We start from the raw sequence: 26,241 nt of genomic DNA, 5'->3' as shown, positions 1-26,241 counted from the left end.
TCCGGGGCGGCACCACGCCCGGGTCGCCGCTGACCGTTACATCCGGGTCAAATCCTGGGACAACCGCCCGGACATCCCTCACCTAGGCATAACGTCGTTCCCGAACGGCAATCCCGCGCCGGGGCGACCAGCCATCACACCTATTGACGTCACGCAACGGCGCGCGACAGGAGTCAGAGGACATGCAAACCAAGCTGGACGAAGCCAAGGCCGAGCTGCTCGACCGGGCGGCACGGGTAGCTGAGAACAGCCCGGCGGGGGGAGAACCTGGACCGGGCCTCGATACGACCGAGGCCGTCCAGACATTCCTCCAGCGCTACTACCTGCACACCGCCGCCGAGGACCTCGTGGACCGCGACCCGGTCGACGTGTACGGCGCCGCGATGTCGCACTACCGCCTCGCGGAGGTCCGCCCCCAGGGCACCGCCAACGTGCGCGTGCACACCCCCTCCGTGGAGGAGAACGGCTGGACCTGTAGCCACACCGTCGTCGAGGTGGTCACCGACGACATGCCGTTCCTCGTCGACTCTGTCACCAACGAGCTGTCCCGCCAGGACCGGGCGATCCACGTCGTGATCCATCCGCAGGTCGTCGTCCGCCGCGATGTCACCGGCAAGCTGCTGGAGATCATCGGCACCGGCAACCTCGTCGAGGCCGCCAGCGCCCGGCTGCCCGGCGCGGAGCTGCCGCACGACGCCTGCGTGGAGTCCTGGATCCACGTCGAGATCGACCGCGAGACCGACCGCGAGGACCTCCACCAGATCACCTCTGACCTGCGCCGTGTGCTGTCCGACGTCCGCGAGTCCGTCGAGGACTGGACGAAGATGCGGGACGCCGCGCTGCGCGTCTCCGACGAACTGGCCGCCACCCCGCCGCCGCTGCCCGAGCTGGAGGTCAGCGAGGCCCGTGAGCTGCTGCGCTGGCTCGCCGACGACCACTTCACCTTCCTCGGGTACCGCGAGTACCGGCTGGCCACCGAGCCCGGCCCGGACGGTACGCAGGAGGACGTGCTGACCGCGGTGCCCGGCACCGGTCTGGGTGTCCTGCGCTCCGACCCGCAGCACCGGGTCAGCGAAGACGGCGGCCCGGCCTCGCCGTCCTTCAACCGGCTTCCGGCGGACGCCCGTGCCAAGGCGCGCGAGCCCAAGCTGCTGATCCTGACCAAGGCCAACAGCCGCGCCACCGTTCACCGTCCCTCGTACCTCGACTACGTCGGTGTGAAGACGTTCGACGCCGACGGCAACGTGACCGGTGAGCGTCGCTTCCTCGGCCTGTTCTCCTCGGCGGCCTACACCGAGTCGGTCTCCCGCATCCCGGTGATCCGCCGCAGGGTGCAGGAAGTGCTCTCCGGGGCGGGCTTCACCCCCGACAGCCACGACGGCCGCGACCTGGTGCAGATTTTGGAGACGTACCCGCGCGACGAGCTGTTCCAAACCAGCGCGGACGAGCTGCGCCCGATCGTCACCAGCGTGCTGTACCTGCAGGAGCGCCGCAGGCTGCGGCTGTTCCTGCGCAAGGACGAGTACGGCCGCTACTACTCGGCGCTGGTCTACCTGCCGCGGGACCGCTACACCACCGCGGTCCGGTTGCGGCTGACCGACATCCTGAAGGAAGAACTCCAGGGCCGCACCGTCGACTTCACCGCCTGGAACACCGAATCGGTGCTCTCCCGGCTGCACTTCGTCATCCGGGTCGCCCCGGGCACCCAGCTGCCCGAGCTGACCGACGCCGAGGTCGACCGCATCGAGGCGCGGCTGGTGGAGGCCGCCCGCTCGTGGGAGGACGGCTTCAACGAGGCGCTGGCCGCCGAGTGCGGCGAGGAGCGGGCCGCCGAGCTGTCCCGCCGCTACGCGCACGGCTTCCCCGAGGGCTACAAGGCCGACTTCACCCCGCGTACCGCCGTCGCCGACCTGCAGCACCTCGAACAGCTCAAGCCCGAGGGCGACTTCACGCTGTCGCTGTACGAGCCGGTCGGCGCCACCCGAGGCGAGCGCCGCTTCAAGATCTACCGCACCGGCGCGCCGGTGTCGCTGTCGGCCGTGCTGCCGGTGCTCCAGCGGCTCGGTGTCGAGGTGGTCGACGAGCGCCCGTACGAGCTGAAGCGCTCGGACCACACCAGGGCGTGGGTGTACGACTTCGGGTTGCGCCTGGACCGCTCGGTCGGCGACATCGGCGATGACGCCCGTGAGCGGTTCCAGGAAGCGTTCGCCGCGGTGTGGACCGACCAGGCGGAGAACGACGGCTTCAACGCCCTTGTGCTGCGCGCCGGTTTGACCTGGCGGCAGGCGATGGTGCTGCGCGCCTACGCCAAGTACCTGCGGCAGGCGGGCGCCCCGTTCAGCCAGGACTACATGGAGGAGACCCTCCGCACCAACGTCCACACCACCCGGCTGCTGGTCAACCTCTTCCAGGCCAGGATGTCCCCGGAGCACCAGCGCGCGGGCTCCGAGCTGATCGACGGGCTGCTGGAGGAGCTGGACGGCGCGCTGGACCAGGTCGCCTCGCTGGACGAGGACCGGATCCTGCGGTCCTTCCTCACCCTGATCAAGGCGACGCTGCGCACCAACTACTTCCAGCACGACGCGGACGGCAAGCCGCACCCGTACCTGTCGATGAAGTTCGACCCGCAGGCGATCCCGGACCTGCCGGCGCCGCGCCCGGCGTACGAGATCTGGGTGTACTCGCCGCGGGTCGAGGGCGTGCACCTGCGGTTCGGCAAGGTGGCGCGCGGTGGTCTGCGCTGGTCGGACCGGCGTGAGGACTTCCGTACCGAGGTGCTGGGCCTGGTCAAGGCGCAGATGGTGAAGAACACCGTGATCGTGCCGGTGGGCGCCAAGGGCGGCTTCGTCGGCAAGCGGCTGCCGGACCCGGCGGTCGACCGGGACGCGTGGTTGGCCGAGGGCATCGCCTCGTACAAGACGTTCATCTCCGGTCTGCTGGACATCACCGACAACCTGGTCGGCGGCGAGGTCGTGCCGCCGCACGACGTGGTCCGGCACGACGAGGACGACACGTACCTGGTGGTCGCCGCGGACAAGGGAACTGCGACGTTCTCCGACATCGCCAACGAGGTCGCGATCTCCTACGGCTTCTGGCTCGGCGACGCGTTCGCCTCCGGCGGTTCGGTGGGCTACGACCACAAGAAGATGGGCATCACCGCCCGCGGCGCCTGGGAGTCGGTCAAGCGGCACTTCCGCGAGATGGGCCACAACACCCAGGAAGAGGACTTCACCGTCGTCGGTGTCGGTGACATGTCCGGTGACGTGTTCGGCAACGGCATGCTGCTGTCCGAGCACATCCGGCTGGTCGCCGCCTTCGACCACCGGCACATCTTCATCGACCCGGACCCGGAGGCCGCCAGCTCGTACGCCGAGCGGCGCCGCCTGTTCGAGCTGCCGCGCAGCAGCTGGGCCGACTACGACAGCAAGCTGATCTCGGCGGGCGGCGGGGTGTTCCCGCGCAGCGCCAAGTCGATCGCCATCACCCCGCAGATCCGCAAGGCGCTGGGGCTGGCGGGCAACGTCGCCAAGCTGACTCCGGCCGAGCTGATGAAGGCGGTCCTGCAGGCGCCGGTCGACCTGCTGTGGAACGGTGGCATCGGCACGTACGTCAAGGCCTCCACGGAGTCGCACGCCGACGTCGGCGACAAGGCCAACGACGCGATCCGGGTGGACGGCTCGGACCTGCGGGTCAAGGTGGTCGGCGAGGGCGGCAACCTCGGTCTGACCCAGCTGGGCCGTATCGAGTTCGCCCGCAACGGCGGCCGGATCAACACCGACGCGATCGACAACAGCGCCGGTGTGGACGCCTCCGACCACGAGGTGAACATCAAGATCCTGCTCAACGCGGTGGTCTCGGACGGCGACATGACCGTCAAGCAGCGCAACCAGCTGCTGGCGGAGATGACCGACGAGGTCGGCGCGCTGGTGCTGCGCAACAACTACGCGCAGAACGTGGCGCTGGCCAACAGCATGGCGCAGGCGGCGAGCCTGCTGCCCGCGCAGCAGCGGTACATCCGCCGCCTGGTGCGGGAGGGCAAGCTGGACCGGGCCCTGGAGTTCCTGCCCACCGACCGGCAGATCCGTGAGCGGCTCAGCGCCGGTCAGGGGCTGACGGATCCGGAGACCTGCGTTCTGCTGGCCTACGCGAAGATCACCACGGCGGCGGAGCTGATCGCCACCACGCTGCCGGACGACCCGTACCTGCGGGGGCTGCTCCACGCGTACTTCCCCAAGGCGCTGCGCGAGCGGTTCCCCGAGCAGGTCGACGGGCACGCGCTGCACCGCGAGATCATCACCACGCTGCTGGTCAACGACACGATCAACACCGCCGGTACGACCTTCCTGCACCGCATGAAGGAGGAGACCGGCGCCTCGACCGAGGAGATCGTCCGGGCGCACACCGCGGCCCGCACGATCTTCGACATGGCGCGGATCTGGGACGAGGTGGAGTCCCTGGACAACGTGGTGGCCGCGGATGTGCTGACCCGCGTCCGGCTGCACTCGCGGCGCCTGGTCGAGCGCGGCACCCGCTGGCTGCTCAACAACCGGCCGCAGCCGCTGGAGATCGCCGAGACCATCGACTTCTTCAGCGAGGGCGTGGCCACGGTGTGGGGTCAGCTGCCGAAGCTGCTGCGCGGCGCGGACCTGGAGTGGTACCAGGGCATCCACGACGAGCTGACCGGTGCCGGGGTGCCGGAGGAGCTGGCGACGCGGGTGGCGGGCTTCTCGTCGGTCTTCCCCGCGCTGGACATCGTCGCGGTGGCCGACCGGGTGCAGAAGGATCCGCTGGATGTCGCCGAGGTCTACTACGACCTCGCCGACCGGCTGCGGATCACCCAACTGCTGGACCGCATCATCGAGTTGCCGCGCGCCGACCGGTGGCAGTCGATGGCACGGGCCGCGATCCGCGAGGACCTGTTCGCCGCCCACGCCGCACTGACCCAGGACGTGCTGTCGGCGGGCAACGGCTCGGCGACGCCGGAGCAGCGGTTCGCCGCCTGGGAGCAGAGGAACACGGCCCTGCTGGGCCGGGCCCGCACCACCCTGGAGGAGATCCAGAGCTCGGACTCGTTCGACCTGGCGAACCTGTCGGTGGCCATGCGGACCATGCGTACGCTGCTGCGTACGCACAGCTGAGCCGAAAGGGGCGCGGGGCTACGCCCCGCGCCCGCTCCGGGGCCGCGCGTTGCGGGCCCGGCGTCTGCGGACCGCTCTTGGGGCCTGCGCCCCCGTCCTGAGCCTCCGCCGGGGGGTGTCCCAACTCCCGGGGTTCAGTGGGGTGTTGGGGTCAGCCGTACCAGTCGTTCGCCCGTCTGCGGGCTTGTCGCGACCAGCTTGCCGCCTGCGGGGAGGGGCTGGCCGTGGTCCAGCAGGGCCCAGGTGGCGTGGTAGCGGGTGGCCACCAGGTGCTGGACGGCTGGGGTGGCGTGGGGGGAGAAGTAGACGCGCACGTCGTGGCTGCGGCGGTTGCGGACGGCTACGGGCAGGGATGGGTCGGGCCAGGCGCCGGAGACCAGGAAGATCCCGTAGGCGGGCAGGACGTGGGTCGCGCGGTAGTCGTCGCTGAGGACGACATCGCGGACGGGGATGTGGTCGCTCGCCCAGCGGTAGCTGGGCCAGGTGGCCAGGTGCTGCAGATGGGGGATCTGGACGATGGAGCCGGTCTGCACCGCCAGCCCGATCGCCGCCGCCCCGGCAGCGACCGCCGCCATCGCCCTGCGGGCCAGGCCCCACGGGCGGGCCCGCACCAGCTCCACGGCCAGGGCGAACTGCGGGGGAGCGAGCAGCAGCCCGAAGATCCGCCCGTAGGTGTAGCGACCGCTGAACCAGCCGTACGCCGCGATGGCGATGTCCGCCAGCCACAGCAACGGCAGCGGGTCCAGACGGTGCCGCCGGAAGCGCATCCACAACGCGGGTACCCCGACCAGGCTCAGCCCGTACCAGGTGATCAGCCGCCGCCCGTACAGCTGCTTGTGGAACTTGTCGACGGTGGTGTCCCCGGCGAGCGCGAAGACGTCGTAGTACGGCCAGGCGACGGCCAGGACGACGGCCACCGCGACGGTGAGCGCCCAGCGGGCGGCGACCGCGCGGTCCCAGTTCCGCTGCCAGCCGATGACGATTGCGGCGATCCCGGCCGCCGCGCCGATGGACGTGATCGGGTGGATCAGCAGGATCAGTCCCATGCACACCCCGATCACGGCGTGCGTCAGCAGCCCCGCTCGGGCGCGTGCGGCCCGCGCGGTCAGCGCCCAGGTGTGCAGGGTCAGCGCGATCGCGAAGGTCGAGGGGAACGTCACGTTCCGGGTGAGCGCGCCCGGGTTGAGGAAGCCGCTCCATGCCGCCGGCCGGATCCCCCACAGCAGCATCAGTGCGGCGAGCGCCAGCACCGGAACCCAGCGGTTCCTGCTCAGTGTGCGGGAGAACGCGGCGACACCGGCCAGGAAGAAGGCCAGGTTGACCGGCGCCCATCCCTTGAGGACCTGCCAGCCCGCCAGCCCGGTCACCTTGGCGATCAGGCCGAGCAGGACGATCAGCGGCGAGTAGTACGGGCTGTTGTCGCCGGAGACGTCGATCAGCGGGTTCGCCGGGTGCAGCGGATCGGCCTTGATCCGGTCGATCGCCGAGGCGTGCTGGCCGAAGTCGGAGATGATGTTGTTCCGCCAGGCCAGGACGGTGATCAGGACCAGGAAGGCCGTGGCGGCCAGGGCGTAGGGGCTTGGCCGCCAGCGCGTCAGCCGGGCGGCACCGCCCGCGCGCGGCTCCCGCCGCCTGGCGCCCGTACTGCCGCCGTCCGTTGTCAACACACCCGCCATGAACCCTCCCGCACGTCCTCGGGGCGCGTCGCGGCGCCCACCGACAATGACCGCGCGCGGGTTACGGGCAGGAGGCGAACGGGCCGCCGCCAGCCAACGGCAGGTGGTCGGTTTCACGGTCGGCCGGGTTTCGGTCGGCGCCCGGCCCGGGCCGGGTGTCCGCCCGGCCCGGGAGGGAGGGATTCCCCCAGGTTTCGGCGCGTCGTCCACCGGTCACTCAATAGGGCGGATTGACGGATGCGCCGGTTTCGAGAGCCCGTCCGTTACCTCCGAATGGCCTGATTAGTCGTATGAGTCATGTCACCCGTAGGGGTTATCCGGGCCCGCCCCCTTGCGAACGGGGGTGGGGTGCTCACTAGCGTCTTCACAGTGACCACAGCCGACACTTTGCAGAAGAACGGATCAGCCTCCGAGGCACCGGAGGTGGACTCCCCGGCGCGGCCCGCCACGGCGGCCGGAACAAGGCCGCAGCGTGACCCCTTCTTCGACAACGCGAAGTTCCTGCTGGTGGTCCTGGTCGTCATCGGTCACAACTGGTATCCGCTGATCAGCCACACACGGGCGGTCAAGGCCGCGTACCTGGTGGTCTACTCCTTCCACATGCCCGCGTTCATCCTGCTCAGCGGGTACTTCTCGCGGAGCTTCGAGGCGCGCCCCGACCAGGTGCGCAAACTGATCAAGACGGTCCTGGTGCCGTACCTGATCTTCGAGACGTTCTATCTGGCGGTGGTCGCCGAGGCGGACGGTCATCCGTTCAAGATGGATCTGACCTACCCCAGTTACCTGTGCTGGTTCCTGATCGCGCTGTTCGTGTGGCGGTTGACCACGCCGGTGTGGCGGGCGATGCCACAGCCGTTGCTGGTGTCGGTGCTGGTCTCGGTGGTCGCCGGGTTGACGAACGTCAGTACCGATCTGGCGCTTTCCCGCGTGCTGCAGTTCCTGCCGTGGTTCGTGGCGGGCCTGCTGATGAAGCCGGAGCACTTCCGCTGGCTGCGGCGCCGCGCGGTACGGCTGTGGGCCGCCGCGGCGCTGGTCATCGCCCTGCCGGTGGCGTACATCCTGGCGCCCACCGCCAACGCGGACTGGCTGTCCATGGAGTACGGCGCCACCGATCTGCACGTCGGCGCAGTGGAGTACGTGGCCATCAGGGCCGCGTTGTTCGCCGTGGGCGCGGTGCTGGTCGGCGCGGCGCTGGCGCTGGTGCCCGCCCGTCACCTGTGGCTGACCGCCCTGGGCACGGTGACCATGTACCCGTACCTGTTGCACGGGCTGATCGTGAAGTCCGCGCAGGCGAACGGGTTGTACGACCTGGTGGCCAACTCCGGGCCGCCCGCGGTCATCACGTTGACGGTCGGGGCGGTCGCGCTGGCGCTGCTGCTGACCACGCCGCCGGTGCGCAAGATCGCGCGCTGGGCAGTGGAGCCGTCGTTCCGCCGTCCGCGCCAGGTGTTCGGCCGCTGAGACCGATCGGCCCGTTGCCCTCAGCGGAGCGCTGAGCGGTCCGCTGACCGCCGTTGGCGCACGCGCCGGGCGGCGGGGCCGGGGTGCGGTCCGAAAGCGGCAGCACCGGCGGTACGCCGTCCGCCTGCCGCTCCCCCAGGAACACCCGCCGGACCACCCGCTCCGCGGCGTGACCGTCGTCGTAGCGGCAGAAGCGGGCCCGGAACGCGGCGCGCAGTTCGGCGGCGCGCGGGCCGCACCAGGCGCCGCTGGTGAACGCCTCGATCAACGCGTCCTCGTCCTCGGCGACGATGCCCGGCGGCTCGGCGGTGATGTCGAAGTACGTGCCGCGGGCCGCCCGATAGGCCGCCCAGTCCCCGGCGTGGACGACGATCGGCCGGTCCAGGTTGGCGTAGTCGAACATGACGGACGAGTAGTCGGTGAGCAACCCGTCCACGGCCAGGCAGAGTTCCTCGACCGAGGGGTGCCCGGAGACGTCGATGACGGTGGCCGCGTCGTCGGCCGGGGCCGTTGTCAGTGGCTGCTGGTAGAAGTAGTGGGAGCGGACCAGCAGGACGAACCGCGGCCCGAGGGCGCGGGCCAGGCGTCCGAGGTCCAGTAGGGGGAGCTGGCCGCGGCGGTAGTCGCGGTGGGTGGGGGCGTACAGAAGGGCGGTGGTGCCGGTGGTGATACCGAGGCGGTCGCGGATCCGCAGGACGTCGTCGGCGCTGGCGCGGTACAGGGCGTCGTTGCGCGGATAGCCGTACTCCAGGGTGGTGTAGGACGCGGGGTAGGCGCGCTCCCACACCAAGGTGGAGTGGCGGTTGGCGGACAGCACGTAGTCCCAGCGGTCCGCGTGGGTCATCAGCCGCTCGAAGTCGGTGCCCGCCCCCGCGGCGGGATAGTCCCGCAGGTCCAGGCCCATGTGCTTGAGCGGTGTGCCGTGGTGGGTCTGTACGTGGATCTGGCCGGGCCGTTTGACCAGCCGGTGCGTGAAGTTGACGTTGTTGACCAGGTACTTGGCACGGGCCAGCGCCGTCCAGTAGGCGGCGGAGCCGGGGTGCAGCCGTCGTACGCCCTCAGGCAGGGTGTGCGCGAACTCGGGGGTGGTGATCCATGCGGTACGGATGCGCGGGGCCAGTTGGCGGACGGCGGCCTCGATGGCGGCGGGGTTGCATGAGTAGCCGCGGTTCCAGTAGGCGGCGAACACCGCCAGGCCGGGGTCGATACGGCGGTGCGTCTGGAGGCGGTAGTGCGCCAGGAGCAGCCCCGCCCGCAGCTTCCGGTACGCCGCCCGGGCCGCGTCGCGCGCCGCCCGGCCCAACTGGTCGACGCGCCACAGCAGTCGGTAGGTCCGTCCGGCGCCGAGTCTGGTCAGCAGATAGCGCACCGCGCCGCGCCGGGACGCCGCCGGGTGCGGTTGGGCCGGGCGGTGGCGGTGGTACTGCGCGCGGCAGCGGCGGAAGTACTCGGCGCGGGCCGAACGCGGCAGCCTGCCGGGCGTGTTGTGGACCGTGCCCAGGTGGTCCAGCATCCGCTCGAACAGGACCGGTCGCCACCGTGTCAGTTCGGGGCGCTCGTCGAGGAAGGCGAAGACCCGGTCGTACTGGTCGAAGATGTCGAAGTGGCGGCGGCTGGTGGTGGACAGGATGTTGCCGCGCCGGCGCTGCCGGTAGTGCAGGCAGACCTGGTCGAGCACCGCGATCGACTCGGCGGCCAGCAGCGTGGGGTACGTCCAGGGGGTGTCCTCGTAGAAGCCGGCGGGGAACGTCAGGCCCAGCCGGGCGATGTACTCGCGGCGGTACGCCTTGTTGCAGGCGATCATCAACAGCCGCAGCAGTTCGGGGCGGTCGTCGAGGGTGAACACCGGGGGGCCCGACTGGCCGAGGTGGTGCGACAGGGCGTTGCGCCGCGCCTCGCCGGTCCAGTACGTGCGGTCGTAGTCGTAGACCAGCACATCGGGGTCACCGGTGTGCCGGAGCCGGTCGGCGATGGCGCGCAGGGCGCCGGGCGCGAAGGTGTCGTCGCCGTCGAGGAACAACAGGTAGTCGCCGCTGGCACGGGCCATCCCGGCGTTGCGGGCCGGGCCGAGGCCGCGGTTGCGCGGCAGGTGCACGGGGACCACCCGGCGGTCACGGGCCGCGAAGTCGTCGATGATCTCGCCGGAGCCGTCCGGCGAGTGGTCGTCGACGGCGATGACCTCGAAGTCCGGGTACTCCTGGGCGAGCACGGACTCCAGGCACTCGGACAGGTACGCCTGGACCTGGTAGGCGGGAACGATGACGCTGAAGCGGGTCACGGCACATCCCTTCCAGGAAGGAAACTGCTCAGGTCCCTGCCCGGTTACGGCCCCCGCCGCACTCGGCGGGGCCGCCCGGATCCGGACCGCCCCGCCAACGGGCCACGCCTGGCGGCTACTTGACGGCGCCCGCCATGACGCCGGAGACGAACTGGCGCTGGAAGGCGAAGAACACCACCAGCGGAATGACCATGGAGACGAACGCGCCGGGGGCGAGGACGTCGATGTTGTTGCCGAACTGCCGCACCTGCTGCTGCAACGCCACGGTGATCGGCGCCGAGTCGCTGTTGGCGAAGATCAGAGCCACCAGCATGTCGTTCCACACCCACAGGAACTGGAAGATGCCGAGCGAGGCGATGGCCGGGCCGCCCAGCGGCAGCACCACGGTGCTGAAGATCCGTACCTCGCCCGCTCCGTCCAGCCGGGCCGCCTCCAGCAGCTCGCGGGGGATCTCCGCGAAGAAGTTCCGCAGCAGGAAGATCGCGAAGGGCAGGCCGAAGGCGGTGTGGAACAGCACCACACCGGTGATCGAGCCGAAGATCCCGATGTCGCCGAAGAGCCGGGCCACCGGGATCAGCGCGATCTGCACCGGCACCACCAGCAGTCCGACCACGGCCAGGAACCACCAGTCGCGCCCCCGGAAGTCCAGCCAGGCGAACGCGTATCCGGCGAGCGCACCGATCACCACCACCAGCACGGTGGCCGGGACGGTGATGTAGAGCGTGTTCAGCAGCGAGTGGGTGATGGCGGAATTGCCCAGCAGGGTACGGAAGTTGGTGAGGGTCAGCTGTGAGGGGGCGGTGAGGACCCGCCACCAGCCGGAGGTGGCGATGTCGGCGTTGCCGCGCAACGAGGAGAGCAGCAGGCCGACCGTCGGCAGCAGCCAGAACAGCGCGATCACGATCAGCGCGACACGCAGCAGGCCGCCGCCCGCCCGGCTGGCCAGCCGGGCCGCCAGGGCCGGTGTGCGCCGTACCGGGGCGGTGGTCACCGGCGTCGCTCCCTTCTGATCCGGTGGATGTTGAAGACCATCACGGGCAGTACGAGGAGCAGCAGCAGGACGGATATGGCGCTGCCCACGCCCTGGTCGTCGCCGCCGCCGAAGGAGGTCAGATACAGCTTCAGGGCCAGCACCATCGCGTTGTTCTGGGTGGCGCCCGGGGCGATGATGTAGACCAGATCGAAGATCTTCAGGACGTTGATCATCAGCGTGACCAGCACCACGGCCAGTACCGGTGCCAGCAGCGGCACGGTGATCCTGCGGAACACCTGCCACTCGTTGGCGCCGTCCACCCGCGCGGCCTCCAGCAGTTCCCGTGGCACACCGGCGAGCCCGGCCGCGATGAGCACCATCGCGAAGCCCGCCCACATCCACACATAGGCGCCGATGATCGACGGGGTCACCAGCGTCGGGCCGAGCCAGTCGACGCCGCCGTACTTCGCCGCGAAGTTCGAAGCGGGCAGCCGCAGTCGGGCGCCCGCCGCGGCGGCGGGCAGCGTGAACGTGCCGTCGGCCGCGGTCCTGGCGGACGCCACCACGCGCCCGCCCCTGACCGCCTGCACGGTGACGCCCTTCAGGGCCTTCTCACCGGGGTCGATGACGCCGGGCCGGCCGCCACCGCCCGGATGGAAGTCCAGCCACACCGTGCCGGTGATGCCGCCGCCGTGCGGCGGTGCGGCCTGCTCGGCGCCGGGCGGCAGCTTCGTCTCCGGGATGCCGACCAGCGGCAGCAGCGCCGGGGTTCCGGGCCGCGCCGTGGACCGGGTGGTGTACGAGCCGCCCCCGCTCGGCGCCAGATCGGCGCCGGGGCGCGGCCGGGCGCCCGGGTACACCGAGCTGGGCGAGAACACGTCGTGGACCCCGGCGACCACCGCGTTGGCCACGCCCTGGCTCGGGTCCTGTTCGTAGACCAGCCGGAAGATGATCCCCGCCGCCAGCATGGAGATCGCCATCGGCATGAAGACCACCAGCTTGAACGCCGTTCCCCAGCGCACGCGTTCGGTGAGCACGGCGAAGATCAGCCCCAGCGCGGTGGTGATCGACGGGGCGACCACCACCCAGACCGCGTTGTTCTTGATCGCCGTCAGGGTCCCGGGGTCGGAGAAGACCGTGCCGTAGTTCCGCATCCCCACGAAGCCGGAGCCGCCCGCGTCGTAGAGGCTGCGCACGATCGAGTAGCCGATCGGATAGACCACCAGCGCGCCGAGCAGTACCAGCGCGGGCAGCAGGAACAACACCGCCACCCAGGGCCGGGGCCGTACAAGTCCCCTGCGGGCGCGCGGCGTTGCGGCCGACGGCGTGCCGGGACCGGCCGCGTCGGGTGCGGCCATCGAGGCGGACATCGCCGGTCAGCCGTTCCCGTACGCCTTGGCGGCATCGGCCTCCAGCGCCTTCTGCGCGCCCGCCACGTCGCTGGGATTGGCGAGGAAGTCCTGGAGGTCCTTCCACTCGCCCTCGCCCTTGGTGCCGCCGAAGGCCGCCGGGGCCTGGTCCGACATATCGAAGCGGAAGTCGTTCCCGGCATCGATCAGTGCCTTGGCGATACCCCGTGTCACATCGTCCGGATACACCGACGGGTCGAGGGACTTGTCGGGGGAGAGGAAGCCGCCCTGCTGCGCCCAGATCTTCGCCGCGTCCGGTGTCGCCAGGAAGGTCAGCAGTGCCTGAGCGCCCTTGGTGTCCTTCAGGGCCACCGCGATGTCCGCGCCGACGGTCACCGGCGGCTTGCCGTCGCCGACCGCGGGGAACGGGAAGACCTCGGCGTCGGTGCCGATCTTCGCCTTGGTGTCGGACTCGATGAACCCGGCGACGAAATCCCCCTCGTACACCATCGCCGCCCCGGGCGGGTTGCCGGTGAATGTCTGGGTGACCGACTTGGGGAAATCTGTTTGGAGCGCGCCCTTATGTCCGCCCGCGAGCAGCTGGTCCTTACCGAAAAGCTGGCCGAGGGTGGTCAGCGCGTCCTTCACCGACGGGTCGGTCCACTTGATCTTGTGCTGCGTGAGCTCGTCGTACTTCTGTGGGCCCGCCTGGCTCAGGTAGACGTTCTCGAACCAGTCGGTCAGCGGCCAGCCGTCCGCACCGCCCACCGAGACCGGAGGGATGCCCGAATCGGATATCGTCTGGGCGGTCTTGAGGAAATCCGCCCAGGTCTTCGGCACGCTGACGCCCGCCGACTGGAAGGCGGCCGTGTTGAACCAGATCAGCGACTTGTTGGCGGCCTTGAACGGCACGCCGTACTGCTTGCCGTTGTACGCGCCCAACTTCTGCCAGCCCTGAACGTAGTTGGCGTCCAACTGGGCCCGCACATCGGCGTTGACCGGCTTGATCCAGCCCTTCTGCGCGAACTGGTCCAGCACACCGGGTTGAGCGAGCAGCGCGACGTCCGGCGGCTGACCGCCCTCGATCTTCGTGCCGAGGAAGGTGGACTCACTGTCCCCGGTCGGTGTGAAGGTGACCGACGCGCCGGTGCGCTTCTCGAACTCGGCGAGCACCTTCTCCATGTTCTGCTGTTCCGGGCCCGTCCACACCGCGGCCAACTCCAGGTGCTGACCGTGCAGATCCGGCAGCTTCACTGAGGACCGGCTGCCGCCGGTGCCCGGTGACTGGCCGCCGTTGTCGCTCTTGCCGCCACCGCCGCCGCAGCCTGCGGCGCCGAGTGCGAGCGCGGCCACCGCCGTGATGGCGAGCGCGGCATGAGCCGTGCGCGAGGTACGCATCTGCCCCTCCCCCTGCCTGCCGGAACCGTGCGACAGTCGTACGCCCGCCGCTCAGCCCCCGCAAGGCCGCCCGCGCGGCCAAGGGGGCGATCGTGACCGTGTTGTAAGGCAATTGACGGGAAGTCGGGCGCGTCAGACGAGCAGAACCGGTGCGTCGGCCCCCGACGACTCCGCGGCCCGTTGCAGCGCGCTGGCGAGCAGCGCCAGGTCCGTCGGCCCGTTGCCCAGTTCACGTACCGGCCGCCGGGTCGGCGGATCCCCCATCCGCTCCCATTCCACCGGTACGACGGTGGGCCGCAGCGTGGCGGTGCGCGGGATCCGTCCGCTGACCCGGCCCGCCTGGAACGGCGTCACCGCCCCGTCCGGCCTGCGCAGGTACCCGCGTCCCGGCTGCTGTTCGGCCAGCGCGGCGGGTTCCTCCACATGCACCAGCAGGGCCGCGGACTCCGGGTCCTCGGTGCGCAGCGCGATCCTCAGCCGGGCGCGGTCGTCCGCCTCGGTGCCCGCCGTACGCTCCGGTCGTCCGGTCGCCACCACCAGATGAACGCCCAGCGGGGCCCCGGCCCGGGCCAGCGACTCCACCGCCCGCACCACCGAGCCCGCCGCCGGGCGGCCCGGGCTGCCGAGCGCGGGGGCGGTGAGCGCGTCGAAGTCGTCCACCACGACGACCAGTCGGGGCAGTTCCGCGGCGGCCTTGCTGCGCAGTTTCACCGCGCCCTCGGTGGAGGGCTGCTGCGCGCCGGTGTCGGTGCGCGGCGCCGCCAACCGCTCGGCGAACCGGTGCGTTGCGTGCCAGGAGTCGAAGGACTCGCCGTCCAGCAACTCCTCGCGGCGCTTCAACTCGGCCGTCAACGCCTGGGCGAACTCCCGCATACGGGAGGGGTCGGAGGCGGCCAGATACGTCGAGACATGCGGCAGGTCCGTACAGACCCGCAGACCCTCGCCGCGCTCTGGCGCACCGTCGACCAGTACCAGCGCCAACTGGTCCGGCCGGGCGGCGGCCGCCAGCGCCGCCGCCACCGAGCGCAGCAGCTCGGTCTTGCCCGCGCCCGGTGCGCCGCCGACCAGCAGGTGCGGGCCCTCGGTGGCCAGGTCCACGGCGACCGTGCCCTCCGGCCCGACCCCCAACGCGGCCCGGGGCGCGGCGGGTTCGTCAGTCCAGCGCGCGGAGATCTTCGACGGGGTGGCCAGCGCGAGGTCCAACTGGTCGAGCAGCCGGGCGGTTTCCGGCAGCGCGCTACGCGCCCGGCGCCCCATGCCGTCCGCCTCCCGCAGCGGCGCCAGCGCCCGCCCGAACCGCTCGGCCCAGGCGTCCGACACCGCGTCCACCACCGCGTGCGACGGGCCGTCCGGGGTGAGCGCCAGGGTCGTCGCGACATCGCCCTCCAACCGGGCGAGCGCACCGCAGCGGGCCGCCAGCCGGTCCGCCGACTCGGCCAGGCAGACCAGATGGATCCCGGCGGCCGGGCCCGCGTGCGCCAGCCGCGCCACCGACTCGCGCAGCGCGGTGGAACCGGGGTCTCCGTCCACCACCACGACCGTGTACGGGCCGGAGCGTCCTGCCGCCAACGCGGCCACCGCCTCCGGCTCCGCCGAGGGCCAGCCGGTGCCCAGCGGCCCCTCGTCCAGCCTTCGGGCCAGCTCGCCGGTGCGCGCCTCGGCCTGCTCGCGGTCGAAGGCGAGCAGCAGCCGGCAGTCCTGGCCGTGCGCCGGACGCAGATGCGGCAGCCAGTTCAGCCAGGACCACTCGTCGGCCCGCTGGTCCGCGCCCCGTGAGCGGTCCGCGCTGATCAGCACCAGTTCCAGGGCGGCGGGGGAGTGCAGTGCGCACAGCTGTGCCACCACCGAGCGGGCCAGGCCGCTCAGCCGCGGCCGGGGGCCGACGATCCCCAGCGAGCCCGCGCCGCGCAGGCCGACGGTGACCGGCACCGAGGGCAGCGGCCCGTCGTCGGTCGGCAGATCGGTGCTGCCCAGCCGGACCGCCAGCGCGTCGGGGTGGTCGCAGCCGCGCTCCCACAGCCGTGGCCCCGGGCCCAGCGCGGTCACCAGTACGGCGGCCGGGTCGGGCGCCCGCTCCCGTAGCGCGGCGGCTTCGGCGGCCAGCCGGTCCTGCCCGGTACGGGCGCGGTCACCGCGTCCGGCGGCGCGGCCCGAGGCGAGCCGCCGGGCCAGGGCGCCTATGGCGCCGGACAGCCCGCCGCGCGCGGCCGCGGCCTCCCCGAGCACACCGCCGCGCCCGGCCAGCGTCACCGCGTCCCGCGCGACGGCCGCCAGCCGATCGCGGGTGGCGGCGCGGGAGGTGTGGGCGTCCGCCTCGGGCGCGGTGAGATCGGTTGCGGGTGCTTCCGCCGGGTCGGGCGCGGGGGTTGTGCCGGTTCCGGCGCTGTCCGGGCCGGGGGCGTCCGCCGCCGCTCCGGGAGGCTGGGTGGGGCGGGCGCCGGGGCTGGTGCCGGTGGCGTGGGTGGTGCGGGCTTCGGGGGCGGCGGCACGTGGCTGGTTCACGCCGGTTTCCGGGGAGCCGGTTCGGGCGTCCTCGTCGGCACCGCCCGCCGCCGAGCGTTCCGCGCCGAACTCCCCTGTGCGCGAGGGCGGTTGACCGGCGCCGGCCGGGCCGCCCGAGGCTGTCGGGTCCGCGCCCTGGCCGGTTCCATGACCGGAACCGGAGCCGCCCAACGGCCCGCGGGGCGCGGGTACCCGCGCGTAGGACCCCGTTCCGTACCCCGTGGGGGACGGCAGGACGACCTGGAGGTGCCCCTCGTTGTCGGGCACGACGACGAGGCCCGCGGGCGGGCCGTCGGCCGGATCCAGCCGGAGCGTGGACTCGCCGATCCGCAGCAGCGCGCCGGGCGGCAGCGGTACCGGGCGGTCGTCCACCGGGCGGCCGTCGACCCGGGTGCCGTTGGTGGAGCCCAGGTCGGCGACCGTGATCTGGCCGCCGGGGTCGACCGTCACCACACAGTGCAGCCGGGAGACGTCCGGATCGTCGATCGGTACGTCGGCCTCCAGCGATCTGCCGATCCGCACCTGGCCGCCGTGCAGCAGGTGCACCCCGCCCGCGTCGGGGCCGCCGACCACCTGGAGGCGGGCGGCGGCTTCCGGATCGTCGTGCTCCGGCTCGGCCGGGGTGTGCACCGACAGCACCGCGCCGTCCACCAGAGGCGGTATGCCCAGCCGCGCGGTCTGCGGATCGAGTCGTTCCGCTCCCGCGTACAGCGCCACCGCGGAGCCGGACGAGCGCACCGGCTGCCCGGATCCGACACTGGCCGCGAGTGCGCCCGCCACCGTGCCGAGCGCCGTGTCCGCCGGAGCGGTCACGAGCACGTCACAGGCACGGCCGCCGCGCGGCCCCAGGACGGTCAGCCGGATCTGCATCGTCGTCCGCGTCCCTTCTCACCCGAGAAGCCCGGCAGGGGCGCCGTCCCCCACCGCGTCGTACGGGAGGCATCCTCCCACCTGCCACTGACACTCCGCCCCCGGCGGCCCGTATAACGATCTTGAACGGTCGGCGACCGGTGCGTTTCGGACGTATTTCGATCACCGCCGGGATCGAAAACCTCGTCCCGTGGTGAACGCGGATGCGGGCCCGGACGTTCACACAGGAGTGCCCGGCTGCCGGGCAACCGATCGCCGGTCCGTCGCGTCCTAGCCAGAAGCCCCATGTCACGGCCGTCACGCCGTCGGTCCCACAGAGCACGGACCGGTACGGCGGCTCGGCATTACAGTGGGCGAACGGGCCATCGACGCCACGGCGCGCAACCCCCGGCTGAGGGCGGGGGCGACCGGCGGGCGGGTCCGGCAAGGGATGTCGACCACGACTGGGAGCGCATGACGTGCGGCCGGTAGGCAGCAAGTACCTGCTAGAGGAGCCGCTCGGGCGGGGTGCCACGGGCACCGTCTGGCGTGGCCGGGTGCGCGAGGCGGCCGACCCCGTGGAGGGCACCGCGTCGCAGGCCGGGGAGGCCGTGGCGATCAAGGTCCTCAAGGAGGAGCTGGCCGGCGATCCGGACGTGGTGATGCGCTTCCTGCGGGAGCGCTCGGTCCTGCTGCGGCTGACCCATCCGAACATCGTGCGCACCCGTGACCTGGTGGTCGAGGGCGAGCTGCTGGCCCTGGTGATGGACCTGGTCAACGGTCCTGACCTGCACCGCTATGTGCGGGAGAACGGGCCGTTCAGCCCGATGGGCGCCGCGCTGCTCACCGCGGGCATCGCCGACGCGCTCGCGGCCAGCCACGCCGACGGTGTGGTGCACCGCGACCTGAAGCCCGCCAACGTCCTGCTGGCCAGCAGCGCGGACGGCTCCCAGATGCATCCGATGCTCACCGACTTCGGCATCGCGCGGCTCGCCGACTCCCCCGGCGTCACCCGCACGCATGAATTCGTCGGTACGCCCGCCTATGTGGCGCCGGAGTCCGCCGAGGGCAAGCCGCAGACCTCCGCGGTGGACATCTACGGCGCGGGTATCCTGATGTACGAGCTGGTCACCGGGCACCCGCCGTTCCGTGGCGAGAGCGCGCTCGAAGTGCTGCACCAGCACCTGAGCGAGGAGCCGCGTCGCCCCTCGACCGTGCCCGAGCCGCTGTGGACGGTGATCGAGCACTGCCTGCGGAAGAACCCGGACGAGCGCCCCAGCGCCGGGAACCTGGCCAGAGCGCTGCGCGTCGTCGGCCACGGCATCGGCGTGCACGCCACCCCGGCCGCGGCCGAGGCCGCGCTGGGCGTCGCCGCCCTGCTCGCCCCGGACCCGGCACCTGCTCAGGTGCCCGGCACGGGAGTGGGCACCGGCGCCGGGCGGGGACCGGCGGGCGCCGCCGATCCGACGCAGGTGCTGCCCACCGGCGCCGCCGCGCCGTACGGCCAGTACGGGCAGCCGCAGTACGACCCCAACGGCGCGACCAGCGTGCTGCCGCACTCCGCGCCCACCATGGGCGGCGACGGCACCCGGGTGATGCCGCCGCTGCCGGACGCCACCCCGGCGGCCCAGGCGCAGCAGTCCCAGCAGCCGCAGGGGCCGCACCCCTGGGAGTCGCAGCTCAACGCCGCCCGCAGCCGCAACGAGCAGACCGAGCTGCAGTACCTCGACCCCAGCCAGGACCCGCTGCGCCGCCGCCCGCGCCGCCAGCCCGCCGCCGCGCCCCAGCAGCAGCCCTACCAGCAGCCGCAGCCCCGCTACCAGCAGCCCCAGCCGCAGCCGCGCTACGAACCGCAGCCACAGCGCTACGAGCCGCAGCGCCGCCCGGAGCGCGAACCGGCGCCGCGCCGCGAGCCGCGCCAGCGCACCCCGATGCGGATCCCGGGCCTGGGCTGCCTCAAGGGCTGCCTGTTCATGATCTTCATCCTGGTGGTGATCGCCGTACTGGTGTGGAACTTCACGCCGGTGCCCGACTGGGTCGCCAAGGGGCAGAGCTGGTACGACGCCACGTCCAGCTGGATCAGCTCCGCCTGGCACTGGGTCTCCGACCTCGGCCACAGCTCGAACCGGATGATCGGCAACGGCTGACGGGCGACGGGCGGTTGACGAGGCGGGTCCTCTGGAGTGATCCAGGGGCCCGCCTGGCGCCAACTCTGGAGATTTGTCGACTTCCTGAGGGTGATTTCCCCCGCAGAAGCCGCACTCGCCACCATCCGGTGCCCCCAACGCGCCGTCAGCCGCGTAGCTTTGTCGGCAACGCGTGTCGCCGGGGCCGCCCAACGGGCCGTCGGACGGCGACAGGTGACGTCGGATGAGTCGGAGCAGCCTTGGCACGGAAGATCGGCAGCCGGTACACCGCCCAGCAGGTGCTCGGGCGGGGTTCCGCCGGAACGGTATGGCTGGGTGAGGGGCCCGAAGGTCCGGTCGCCATCAAGCTGTTGCGCGAGGACCTCGCCTCCGACCAGGACCTGGTCGGCCGGTTCGTCCAGGAGCGCACCGCACTGCTCTCCCTCGACCACCCGCGCATCGTCGGCATCCGCGACCTGGTGGTCGACGGCTCGGACCTGGCGCTGGTGATGGACCTGGTGCGCGGCTCCGACCTGCGCTCCCGGCTGGAGCGCGAGCGCCGCCTGGCGCCCGAGGCCGCGGTCGCCATCGCCGCGGACGTCGCCGACGCCCTGGCCGCCGCCCACGCCGCGGGCGTCGTCCACCGCGACGTCAAGCCGGAGAACGTGCTGCTGGACGCCGCCGCGCCGACCGGCCCCGGCGGCGCCCCGCCCGCGCTGCTCACCGACTTCGGCATCGCCCGCCTGGTGGACTCCCCGCGCCGCACCCGGGCCACCCGCATCATCGGCACCCCCGACTACCTCGCCCCGGAGATCATCGAGGGCCTGCCGCCGCGCGCCAGCGTCGACATCTACGCGCTGGCCACCGTGCTCTACGAACTCCTGGCCGGGTTCACCCCGTTCGGCGGCGGCCACCCCGGCGCCGTACTGCGCCGCCATGTCACCGAGACCGTCAGCCCTATCCCCGGTGCCCCCGAGGCGCTGTGGCAGGTCCTGGCGCAGTGCCTGGCCAAGGCGCCGGCCTCCCGGCTGACCGCGGGCGAGCTCGGGGAGCGACTGCGCGCCCTGCTGCCCGAGCTGGCCGGGCTGCCGCCGCTGGAGGTGACGGCACCGGCCGGGGCCGCCGACACCGACGAGACGGCCCGTACGGACCGGCAGGAGGGCGCCGGGCCCGAGCCGCGGGCCGCCGCCCCGCGCGCCCGCCGCGGCGCCGTACCGCTGGTCAGGGGAGCCGCCCCGGACTCCAGTCGGGACACCCACACCAGCATCAAGCTGCCCACCGCCGACGAGCTGGCCGCCTACCGCGACTCCGGCGGCCACCGCGGGCCGCACCGGCACCGGGCGGTGTCCGACGCGGTGCGCAGGCGGCGGCTGAAGCTGGCCGCCGCCGCGACGGCGGCCGTGGTCGCGGCGGGCATCGGCGGCTGGGCGGTCGCCTCCGGCGGCGGCGACAAGTCCAACTCGCGCGAGGACCACCATCCCGGTGACACCCCGCACAGCGGCACCCCGACCGCCCCCACCGCGGGCGCCGCCTCCCCGCAGGGCCACACCGGCGCGCCCGCCGCGCTGCCTCACTGGTCCGGCTTCCAGGACGCACCCCGGTCCGGTGTGCCACTGGTCGGCGGGCCGCGGGCGATCGTGCTCTCCGGCATCACGTACGTCTTCGCCCGCGGCACCGACCAGAACGTCTGGTACCTCACCCGGGACGCGGCCACCGGCCAGTACGGCGCCTGGCAGCGGCTCAGCGGCATACACACCGCCGACGACCCCGCCGTCGTGACCGCCCGCCCCGGCCAGCTCGACCTGTTCGCGCTCGGCACCGACCACCTGCTGTACCGCAGGACGCTGGCGGGCGGGGTGTGGAACCAGTGGTACATGGTCGACGAGCGCACCACCTTCGACGCCGCTCCCGCCGCCGCCTCCTCCGAGCCCGGCCGTATCGACCTGGTCGGCCGCACCGGCGGCGACCTGGTCACCGCCTCCCTGGTCGGCGACCGCTGGAACGCCTGGGCGGTGGTGCCCACGGCGGGCCGCATCACCGCCGCCCCCGGCCTGGTCTCCCGCGCCCCCGGCACCCTGGACGCCTTCGTCGTGCGGCAGTCCGACGGCGCTGTGCTGCGCCTCCCGTACGCCCACGGGGCCTGGCGGCCGCTCCAGGTCGTCGGCGGGCTGGACGCCACCGGCCGCCCCGAGCCGGTCTACGCCGGGGGCCGCGAGTACGTGCTGGTGCCCTCCGGCGGCGGCCTGGCCCAGGCCGTCAGCCCGCAGGACGGCGCCGACTGGACGGTGGCCGACGTGGCTCAGGACCCCGGCGCCGGCGGCTCCGGCGCGGCCGTGGCGGCCAGCGGCCGCGGCCTGGAGGCCTGGGTCCGTACGAACGGCGGCACCCTCGCCCGCGCGGTCGGCTCCGCACAGCAGTAGCCCCGAGGCGGCCGCCCCAAGATCCTTCCCTGCGCGCCCTCGCGCGTGATCTTCCGCCCCGCCCGTGGGATGGGCACCGTTTCCACCGGGGATGCGCCTTCCGCTGACGGCCGCGCCGAAGATCTTCACCGGCCCTGGGAACGCCCTCCCGCAGGGAGTCCCCGCGGGCCGCGCCGTACGGTCCGTACCGGGCTCATCGCACCAGAGGCATGGACCGCGCGGCGCACCGGTACGCTGGTGGCGTGGCAATCGTCGACGTATCCGAAGAGTTGAAGTCCCTCTCCTCCACCATGGAGTCCATCGAGGCCGTTCTGGACCTCGACAAGCTGAGGGCCGACATCGCCGTGCTTGAGGACCAGGCCGCGGCGCCGTCGCTCTGGGACGACCCCGACAACGCGCAGAAGGTCACCAGTCGGCTCTCCTACCTCCAGGGCGTGCTGCGTAAGACCGAGGCGCTGCGCGGGCGGATCGACGACCTCGCCGTGCTCTTCGAACTCGCCGAGGCGGAGGACGACGCGGACGCCCGCGCCGAGGCCGAGGCCGAGCTGACCTCGGTTCGCAAGGCGGTGGACGAGATGGAGGTCCGCACGCTGCTGTCCGGCGAGTACGACGCCCGTGAGGCGCTGGTGAACATCCGCGCCGAGGCGGGCGGTGTCGACGCCGCCGACTTCGCCGAGCAGCTCCAGCGGATGTACCTGCGCTGGGCCGAGCGGCACGGCTACTCCACCGAGGTGCTGGACACCTCGTACGCCGAAGAGGCGGGCATCAAGTCGACCACGTTCGCGGTCAAGAGCCCGTACGCCTACGGCACGCTGTCGGTGGAGCAGGGTACGCACCGGCTGGTGCGCATCTCGCCGTTCGACAACCAGGGCCGCCGCCAGACCTCCTTCGCGGGCGTCGAGGTGCTCCCGGTGGTCGAGCAGAGCGACCACGTGGAGATCGACGAGTCCGAGCTGCGCGTCGACGTCTACCGTTCCTCCGGCCCCGGCGGCCAGGGCGTCAACACCACCGACTCCGCGGTGCGCATCACCCACCTGCCCACCGGCATCGTGGTCTCCTGCCAGAACGAGCGCTCGCAGATCCAGAACCGCGCCTCGGCGATGAACGTCCTCCAGGCCAAGCTGCTGGAGCGGCGCCGCCAGGAGGAGCAGGCGAAGATGGACGCGCTCAAGGGCGACGGCGGCAACTCCTGGGGCAACCAGATGCGTTCGTACGTCCTGCACCCGTACCAGATGGTCAAGGACCTGCGCACCGAGCACGAGGTGGGCAACCCGCAGTCGGTGCTGGACGGTGAGATCGACGGCTTCCTGGAGGCCGGTATCCGCTGGCGCAAGCAGCAGGAGAAGTAGCCCACGGCGCCGGGTGAGTTGGCGCTTTTTATCACAGCCTTATACCCAACTGCCCGGCAAACAACGTCAATTGGGTCATACATGCTCGGTATGCGCTTGACGCTGCTGTGAAATGTGGGAAAGCTGGCGCGCGGCATGCGTATGACGGGGTACCAGCGGGCGGGGGCGGGCAAGCAGTGGTACTGCGGTGCGCGGCCCCCGGGAAATCGCGGCCCTGGGCATAGCTGCTCCACATTCTTCGCATTCTCCGGTTCCGGAGATAGGCAGCTACTGGGGGTAGTTGGCAGATGACCAATCGTAAAACTCGCGTGCGCCTGGCGCGCATAGCCGCCGGCGCGGTGTTCGCGGCCGGTGCCTCGCTGACTGCCGTGGGTACCGCCCAGGCCATGAGCCCGGGCGCCAACGACAGCGCGACCCCGCAGACCGCGAAGTCGGCCCAGGACGGCACCGTGCTCGGTGTCACCGGAGGCAACACGGTCGTCGGCGTCACGAGCGGTGACTCCTCCAACGGTGGTGACTCCTCGTCCAACGGCGGCGACTCGTCCAACGGGGGCGACACCGGCAGCGTGGTGGGCGTGACCACCGGCGGCGGTTCGGTGGTGGGCGTGACCACCGGCGGTGACAACTCCGGTACCACCACGACGGGCGGTGACTCGTCGGGCACCACTGGTTCCACGGGCGACACCGGTAGCACGTCCTCCACGGGCGGCGACACGTCCGGGACCACCGGGTCCACGGGGACCACCGGCTCGACCGGTACCACGGGCACCACTGGTTCCACGGGCACCACTGGTTCCACGGGCACTACTGGTTCCACCGGCACCACTGGTTCCACGGGCACGACGGGGTCCACCGGTACCACCGGCTCCACGGGGACTACCGGTTCGACCGGTACCACGGGGTCCACCGGTACGACCGGCTCCACCGGTACGACCGGCTCCACCGGTACGACCGGCTCCACCGGTACGACCGGCTCCACCGGGACCACCGGTTCGACCGGTACCACGGGCTCCACCGGTACCACCGGCTCCACGGGCACCACCGGCTCGACCGGTACCACCGGTACCACCGGAAGCACCGGTTCGACCGGAAGCACCGGCTCTACGGGTTCGACCGGGTCGACGGGCACCACCGGTTCCGGTGACAACGGTGGCACCTGCACGCTGTCCCAGGACAGCGTGAACTGCGGTGGCAACAACAACACCGGCACCGACAACAACAACACCCAGCAGGTCGCTCAGGGCAAGGCGAAGCAGCAGCTCGCCGAGACCGGTTCGTCCGACACGACGTTCCTGCTGGTCGGCGCCGCCACGATGATCGCCGGTGGTATCGCCTTCCGGCTGATGCCGCGCATGGTCAACCGCCGCAACGCGGCCTGACGCCACCCGGGCGACTGTGCGGGCGCGACCACGCACACGTGAGGGGCCTGGGGCGTACGGATTCCGTAGCCCCAGGCCCCTCGTGCGTCTCGTACTCCAGCGTGGGGCGTACCGCCCGTTACGCGGCCTGGCGTATCACCAGCGCCACCGCGATCAGCGCGATGAGCAGCGCCATCAGCGTGGCCGGGGTCAGCGCGCCGAACGGGCTCTCCTGGTGCAGCCGCTCCCGGTTGGCCCGGCAGACGGCGCAGCGCCCCTCAGAGACCGGTCCAGCGCAGTTGGCGCACACCAGTCGGTCGCATGTCATGCGATGTCCTCCTCACCCTTTTCAACGCCATCGGGCGTCGACGGGTTCCCGGGTGGTGGTCCCGGTTGTTCTCCGGCGCCTCGTGCACTGCTATTCCTCCACTGTGCCAGTTCCCGCACGATTCGGCGCGCCCCGTACCACCGTGCACTCCAGCGGGTGCGTCCGATGCGCGCTTTGTCCGTGTATCGCTGGTGAGGAAGCCCCCAAACCACCGACGGCGCCTGCGCGGTCGCGCGCGCTTCGCGTAAGGTCGGCGCACCGGGAGAGCCGCGCTACCGGCTGTCCGTCCCCCCTAGGCCGACCCTGGTGCAGCTGTGATCCGATTCGACAATGTCAGCAAGACCTACCCGAAGCAGAACCGCCCGGCCCTCCGCGATGTGTCGCTGGAGATCGAGAAGGGCGAGTTCGTCTTCCTGGTGGGTTCCTCCGGCTCCGGGAAGTCCACCTTCCTGCGGTTGATGCTCCGCGAGGAGCGCACCGACACCGGCGCCGTCCACGTACTCGGCAAGGACCTGGGCCGGTTGTCCAACTGGAAGCTGCCGCATCTGCGGCGCCAAGTGGGCACGATCTTCCAGGACTTCCGGTTGCTGCCCAACAAGACCGTGGCGCAGAACGTGGCGTTCGCGCTGGAGGTCATCGGCAAGCCGCGCGGCACCATCCGCAAGACCGTCCCCGAGGTGCTCGACCTGGTCGGGCTGGCGGGCAAGGACGACCGGATGCCGGGCGAGCTGTCCGGCGGTGAGCAGCAGCGGGTGGCGATCGCCCGGGCGTTCGTCAACCGGCCGCTGCTGCTGATCGCCGACGAGCCGACCGGCAACCTCGACCCGCAGACCTCGGTGGGCATCATGAAGCTGCTGGACCGGATCAACCGGACGGGCACCACGGTCGTGATGGCCACCCACGACCAGCAGATCGTCGACCAGATGCGCAAGCGCGTCATCGAGTTGGAGAAGGGGCGACTGGTCCGCGACCAGTCGCGCGGTGTCTACGGCTACCAGCACTAGCCCCGTTCCGCAGCCGCAGCCACCAGAAAGGT

The 26,241-nt window shown here is 71.8% G+C and carries 13 protein-coding genes and 1 pseudogene; 7 read left to right on the top strand and 7 right to left on the bottom strand.

Features of this window, described 5'->3' with window-relative positions:
- The first annotated feature begins 182 nt into the window (after positions 1-182).
- On the top strand, positions 183-5,138 hold the full coding sequence (locus P3G67_RS27885) for an NAD-glutamate dehydrogenase (RefSeq protein ID WP_276095947.1): 4,956 nt from the start codon (positions 183-185) through the stop codon (positions 5,136-5,138).
- A gap of 134 nt (positions 5,139-5,272) precedes the next feature.
- Here P3G67_RS27885 and P3G67_RS27880 read toward each other — a convergent pair whose 3' ends face one another.
- The gene (locus P3G67_RS27880) at positions 5,273-6,814 is read right to left on the bottom strand and encodes a hypothetical protein (RefSeq protein WP_276095946.1); all 1,542 of its coding nucleotides are present in this window, start codon (positions 6,812-6,814) and stop codon (positions 5,273-5,275) included.
- Positions 6,815-7,111: 297 nt separating this feature from the next.
- Between P3G67_RS27880 and P3G67_RS27875 the strand changes: the two are divergent.
- Positions 7,112-8,137, top strand: a pseudogene (locus tag P3G67_RS27875) (acyltransferase family protein); the annotation flags it as partial.
- 16 nt (positions 8,138-8,153) lie between these two features.
- Here the strand turns inward: P3G67_RS27875 and P3G67_RS27870 are convergent.
- The 5 genes from P3G67_RS27870 to P3G67_RS27850 all read right to left on the bottom strand — a co-directional run bounded on the left by P3G67_RS27870 (position 8,154) and on the right by P3G67_RS27850 (position 17,645).
- Positions 8,154-10,553 (bottom strand): bifunctional glycosyltransferase/CDP-glycerol:glycerophosphate glycerophosphotransferase, encoded by a 2,400-nt coding sequence (locus P3G67_RS27870; RefSeq protein ID WP_276095945.1) that lies wholly within the window; start codon positions 10,551-10,553, stop codon positions 8,154-8,156.
- Positions 10,554-10,668: 115 nt separating this feature from the next.
- Positions 10,669-11,544: a carbohydrate ABC transporter permease gene (locus P3G67_RS27865; RefSeq protein WP_276095944.1), complete on the bottom strand. Its 876-nt coding sequence runs from the start codon at positions 11,542-11,544 to the stop codon at positions 10,669-10,671.
- Positions 11,541-12,896, bottom strand: coding sequence for a carbohydrate ABC transporter permease (locus P3G67_RS27860; protein WP_276095943.1), 1,356 nt, complete (start codon positions 12,894-12,896; stop codon positions 11,541-11,543). Before P3G67_RS27860 ends, P3G67_RS27865 begins: the two co-directional genes overlap by 4 nt.
- Before the next feature lie 6 nt (positions 12,897-12,902).
- Positions 12,903-14,273 (bottom strand): ABC transporter substrate-binding protein, encoded by a 1,371-nt coding sequence (locus P3G67_RS27855; RefSeq protein ID WP_276095942.1) that lies wholly within the window; start codon positions 14,271-14,273, stop codon positions 12,903-12,905.
- A gap of 132 nt (positions 14,274-14,405) precedes the next feature.
- Positions 14,406-17,645, bottom strand: a complete 3,240-nt coding sequence (locus tag P3G67_RS27850) for an FtsK/SpoIIIE domain-containing protein (RefSeq protein WP_276095941.1) — start codon at positions 17,643-17,645, stop codon at positions 14,406-14,408.
- A gap of 458 nt (positions 17,646-18,103) precedes the next feature.
- On the opposite strand from P3G67_RS27850, the gene P3G67_RS27845 reads away from it, so the two are divergent.
- The 4 genes from P3G67_RS27845 to P3G67_RS27830 all read left to right on the top strand — a co-directional run bounded on the left by P3G67_RS27845 (position 18,104) and on the right by P3G67_RS27830 (position 24,898).
- A complete protein-coding gene (locus P3G67_RS27845) occupies positions 18,104-19,771 on the top strand; it encodes a serine/threonine-protein kinase (protein ID WP_276095940.1) in 1,668 nt (555 codons plus the stop codon).
- Positions 19,772-20,010: 239 nt separating this feature from the next.
- Positions 20,011-22,170 carry a protein kinase domain-containing protein gene (locus P3G67_RS36175; protein WP_391858367.1) on the top strand — a complete coding sequence of 720 codons (2,160 nt, stop codon included), beginning with the start codon at positions 20,011-20,013 and terminating at the stop codon, positions 22,168-22,170.
- A gap of 242 nt (positions 22,171-22,412) precedes the next feature.
- Positions 22,413-23,519 (top strand): peptide chain release factor 2, encoded by a 1,107-nt coding sequence (gene prfB, locus P3G67_RS27835; RefSeq protein ID WP_276095939.1) that lies wholly within the window; start codon positions 22,413-22,415, stop codon positions 23,517-23,519.
- A 287-nt stretch (positions 23,520-23,806) separates the two neighbouring features.
- A complete protein-coding gene (locus P3G67_RS27830; RefSeq protein ID WP_276095938.1) occupies positions 23,807-24,898 on the top strand; it encodes a hypothetical protein in 1,092 nt (363 codons plus the stop codon).
- Positions 24,899-25,016: 118 nt separating this feature from the next.
- On the opposite strand, the gene P3G67_RS27825 is transcribed toward P3G67_RS27830, so the two are convergent.
- Positions 25,017-25,205, bottom strand: coding sequence for a hypothetical protein (locus P3G67_RS27825; protein ID WP_255926751.1), 189 nt, complete (start codon positions 25,203-25,205; stop codon positions 25,017-25,019).
- Positions 25,206-25,519: 314 nt separating this feature from the next.
- Between P3G67_RS27825 and ftsE the strand changes: the two genes are divergently transcribed.
- On the top strand, positions 25,520-26,209 hold the full coding sequence (gene ftsE, locus P3G67_RS27820) for a cell division ATP-binding protein FtsE (RefSeq protein ID WP_269857681.1): 690 nt from the start codon (positions 25,520-25,522) through the stop codon (positions 26,207-26,209).
- Positions 26,210-26,241: the final 32 nt, after the last annotated feature.

The organism is Streptomyces silvisoli, from assembly GCF_029269905.1.
Taxonomy (GTDB): domain Bacteria; phylum Actinomycetota; class Actinomycetes; order Streptomycetales; family Streptomycetaceae; genus Streptantibioticus_A; species Streptantibioticus_A silvisoli_A.
The sequence above is the reverse complement of the archived record's forward strand: the minus strand, read 5'-3'. Positions and strand labels throughout refer to the sequence as shown.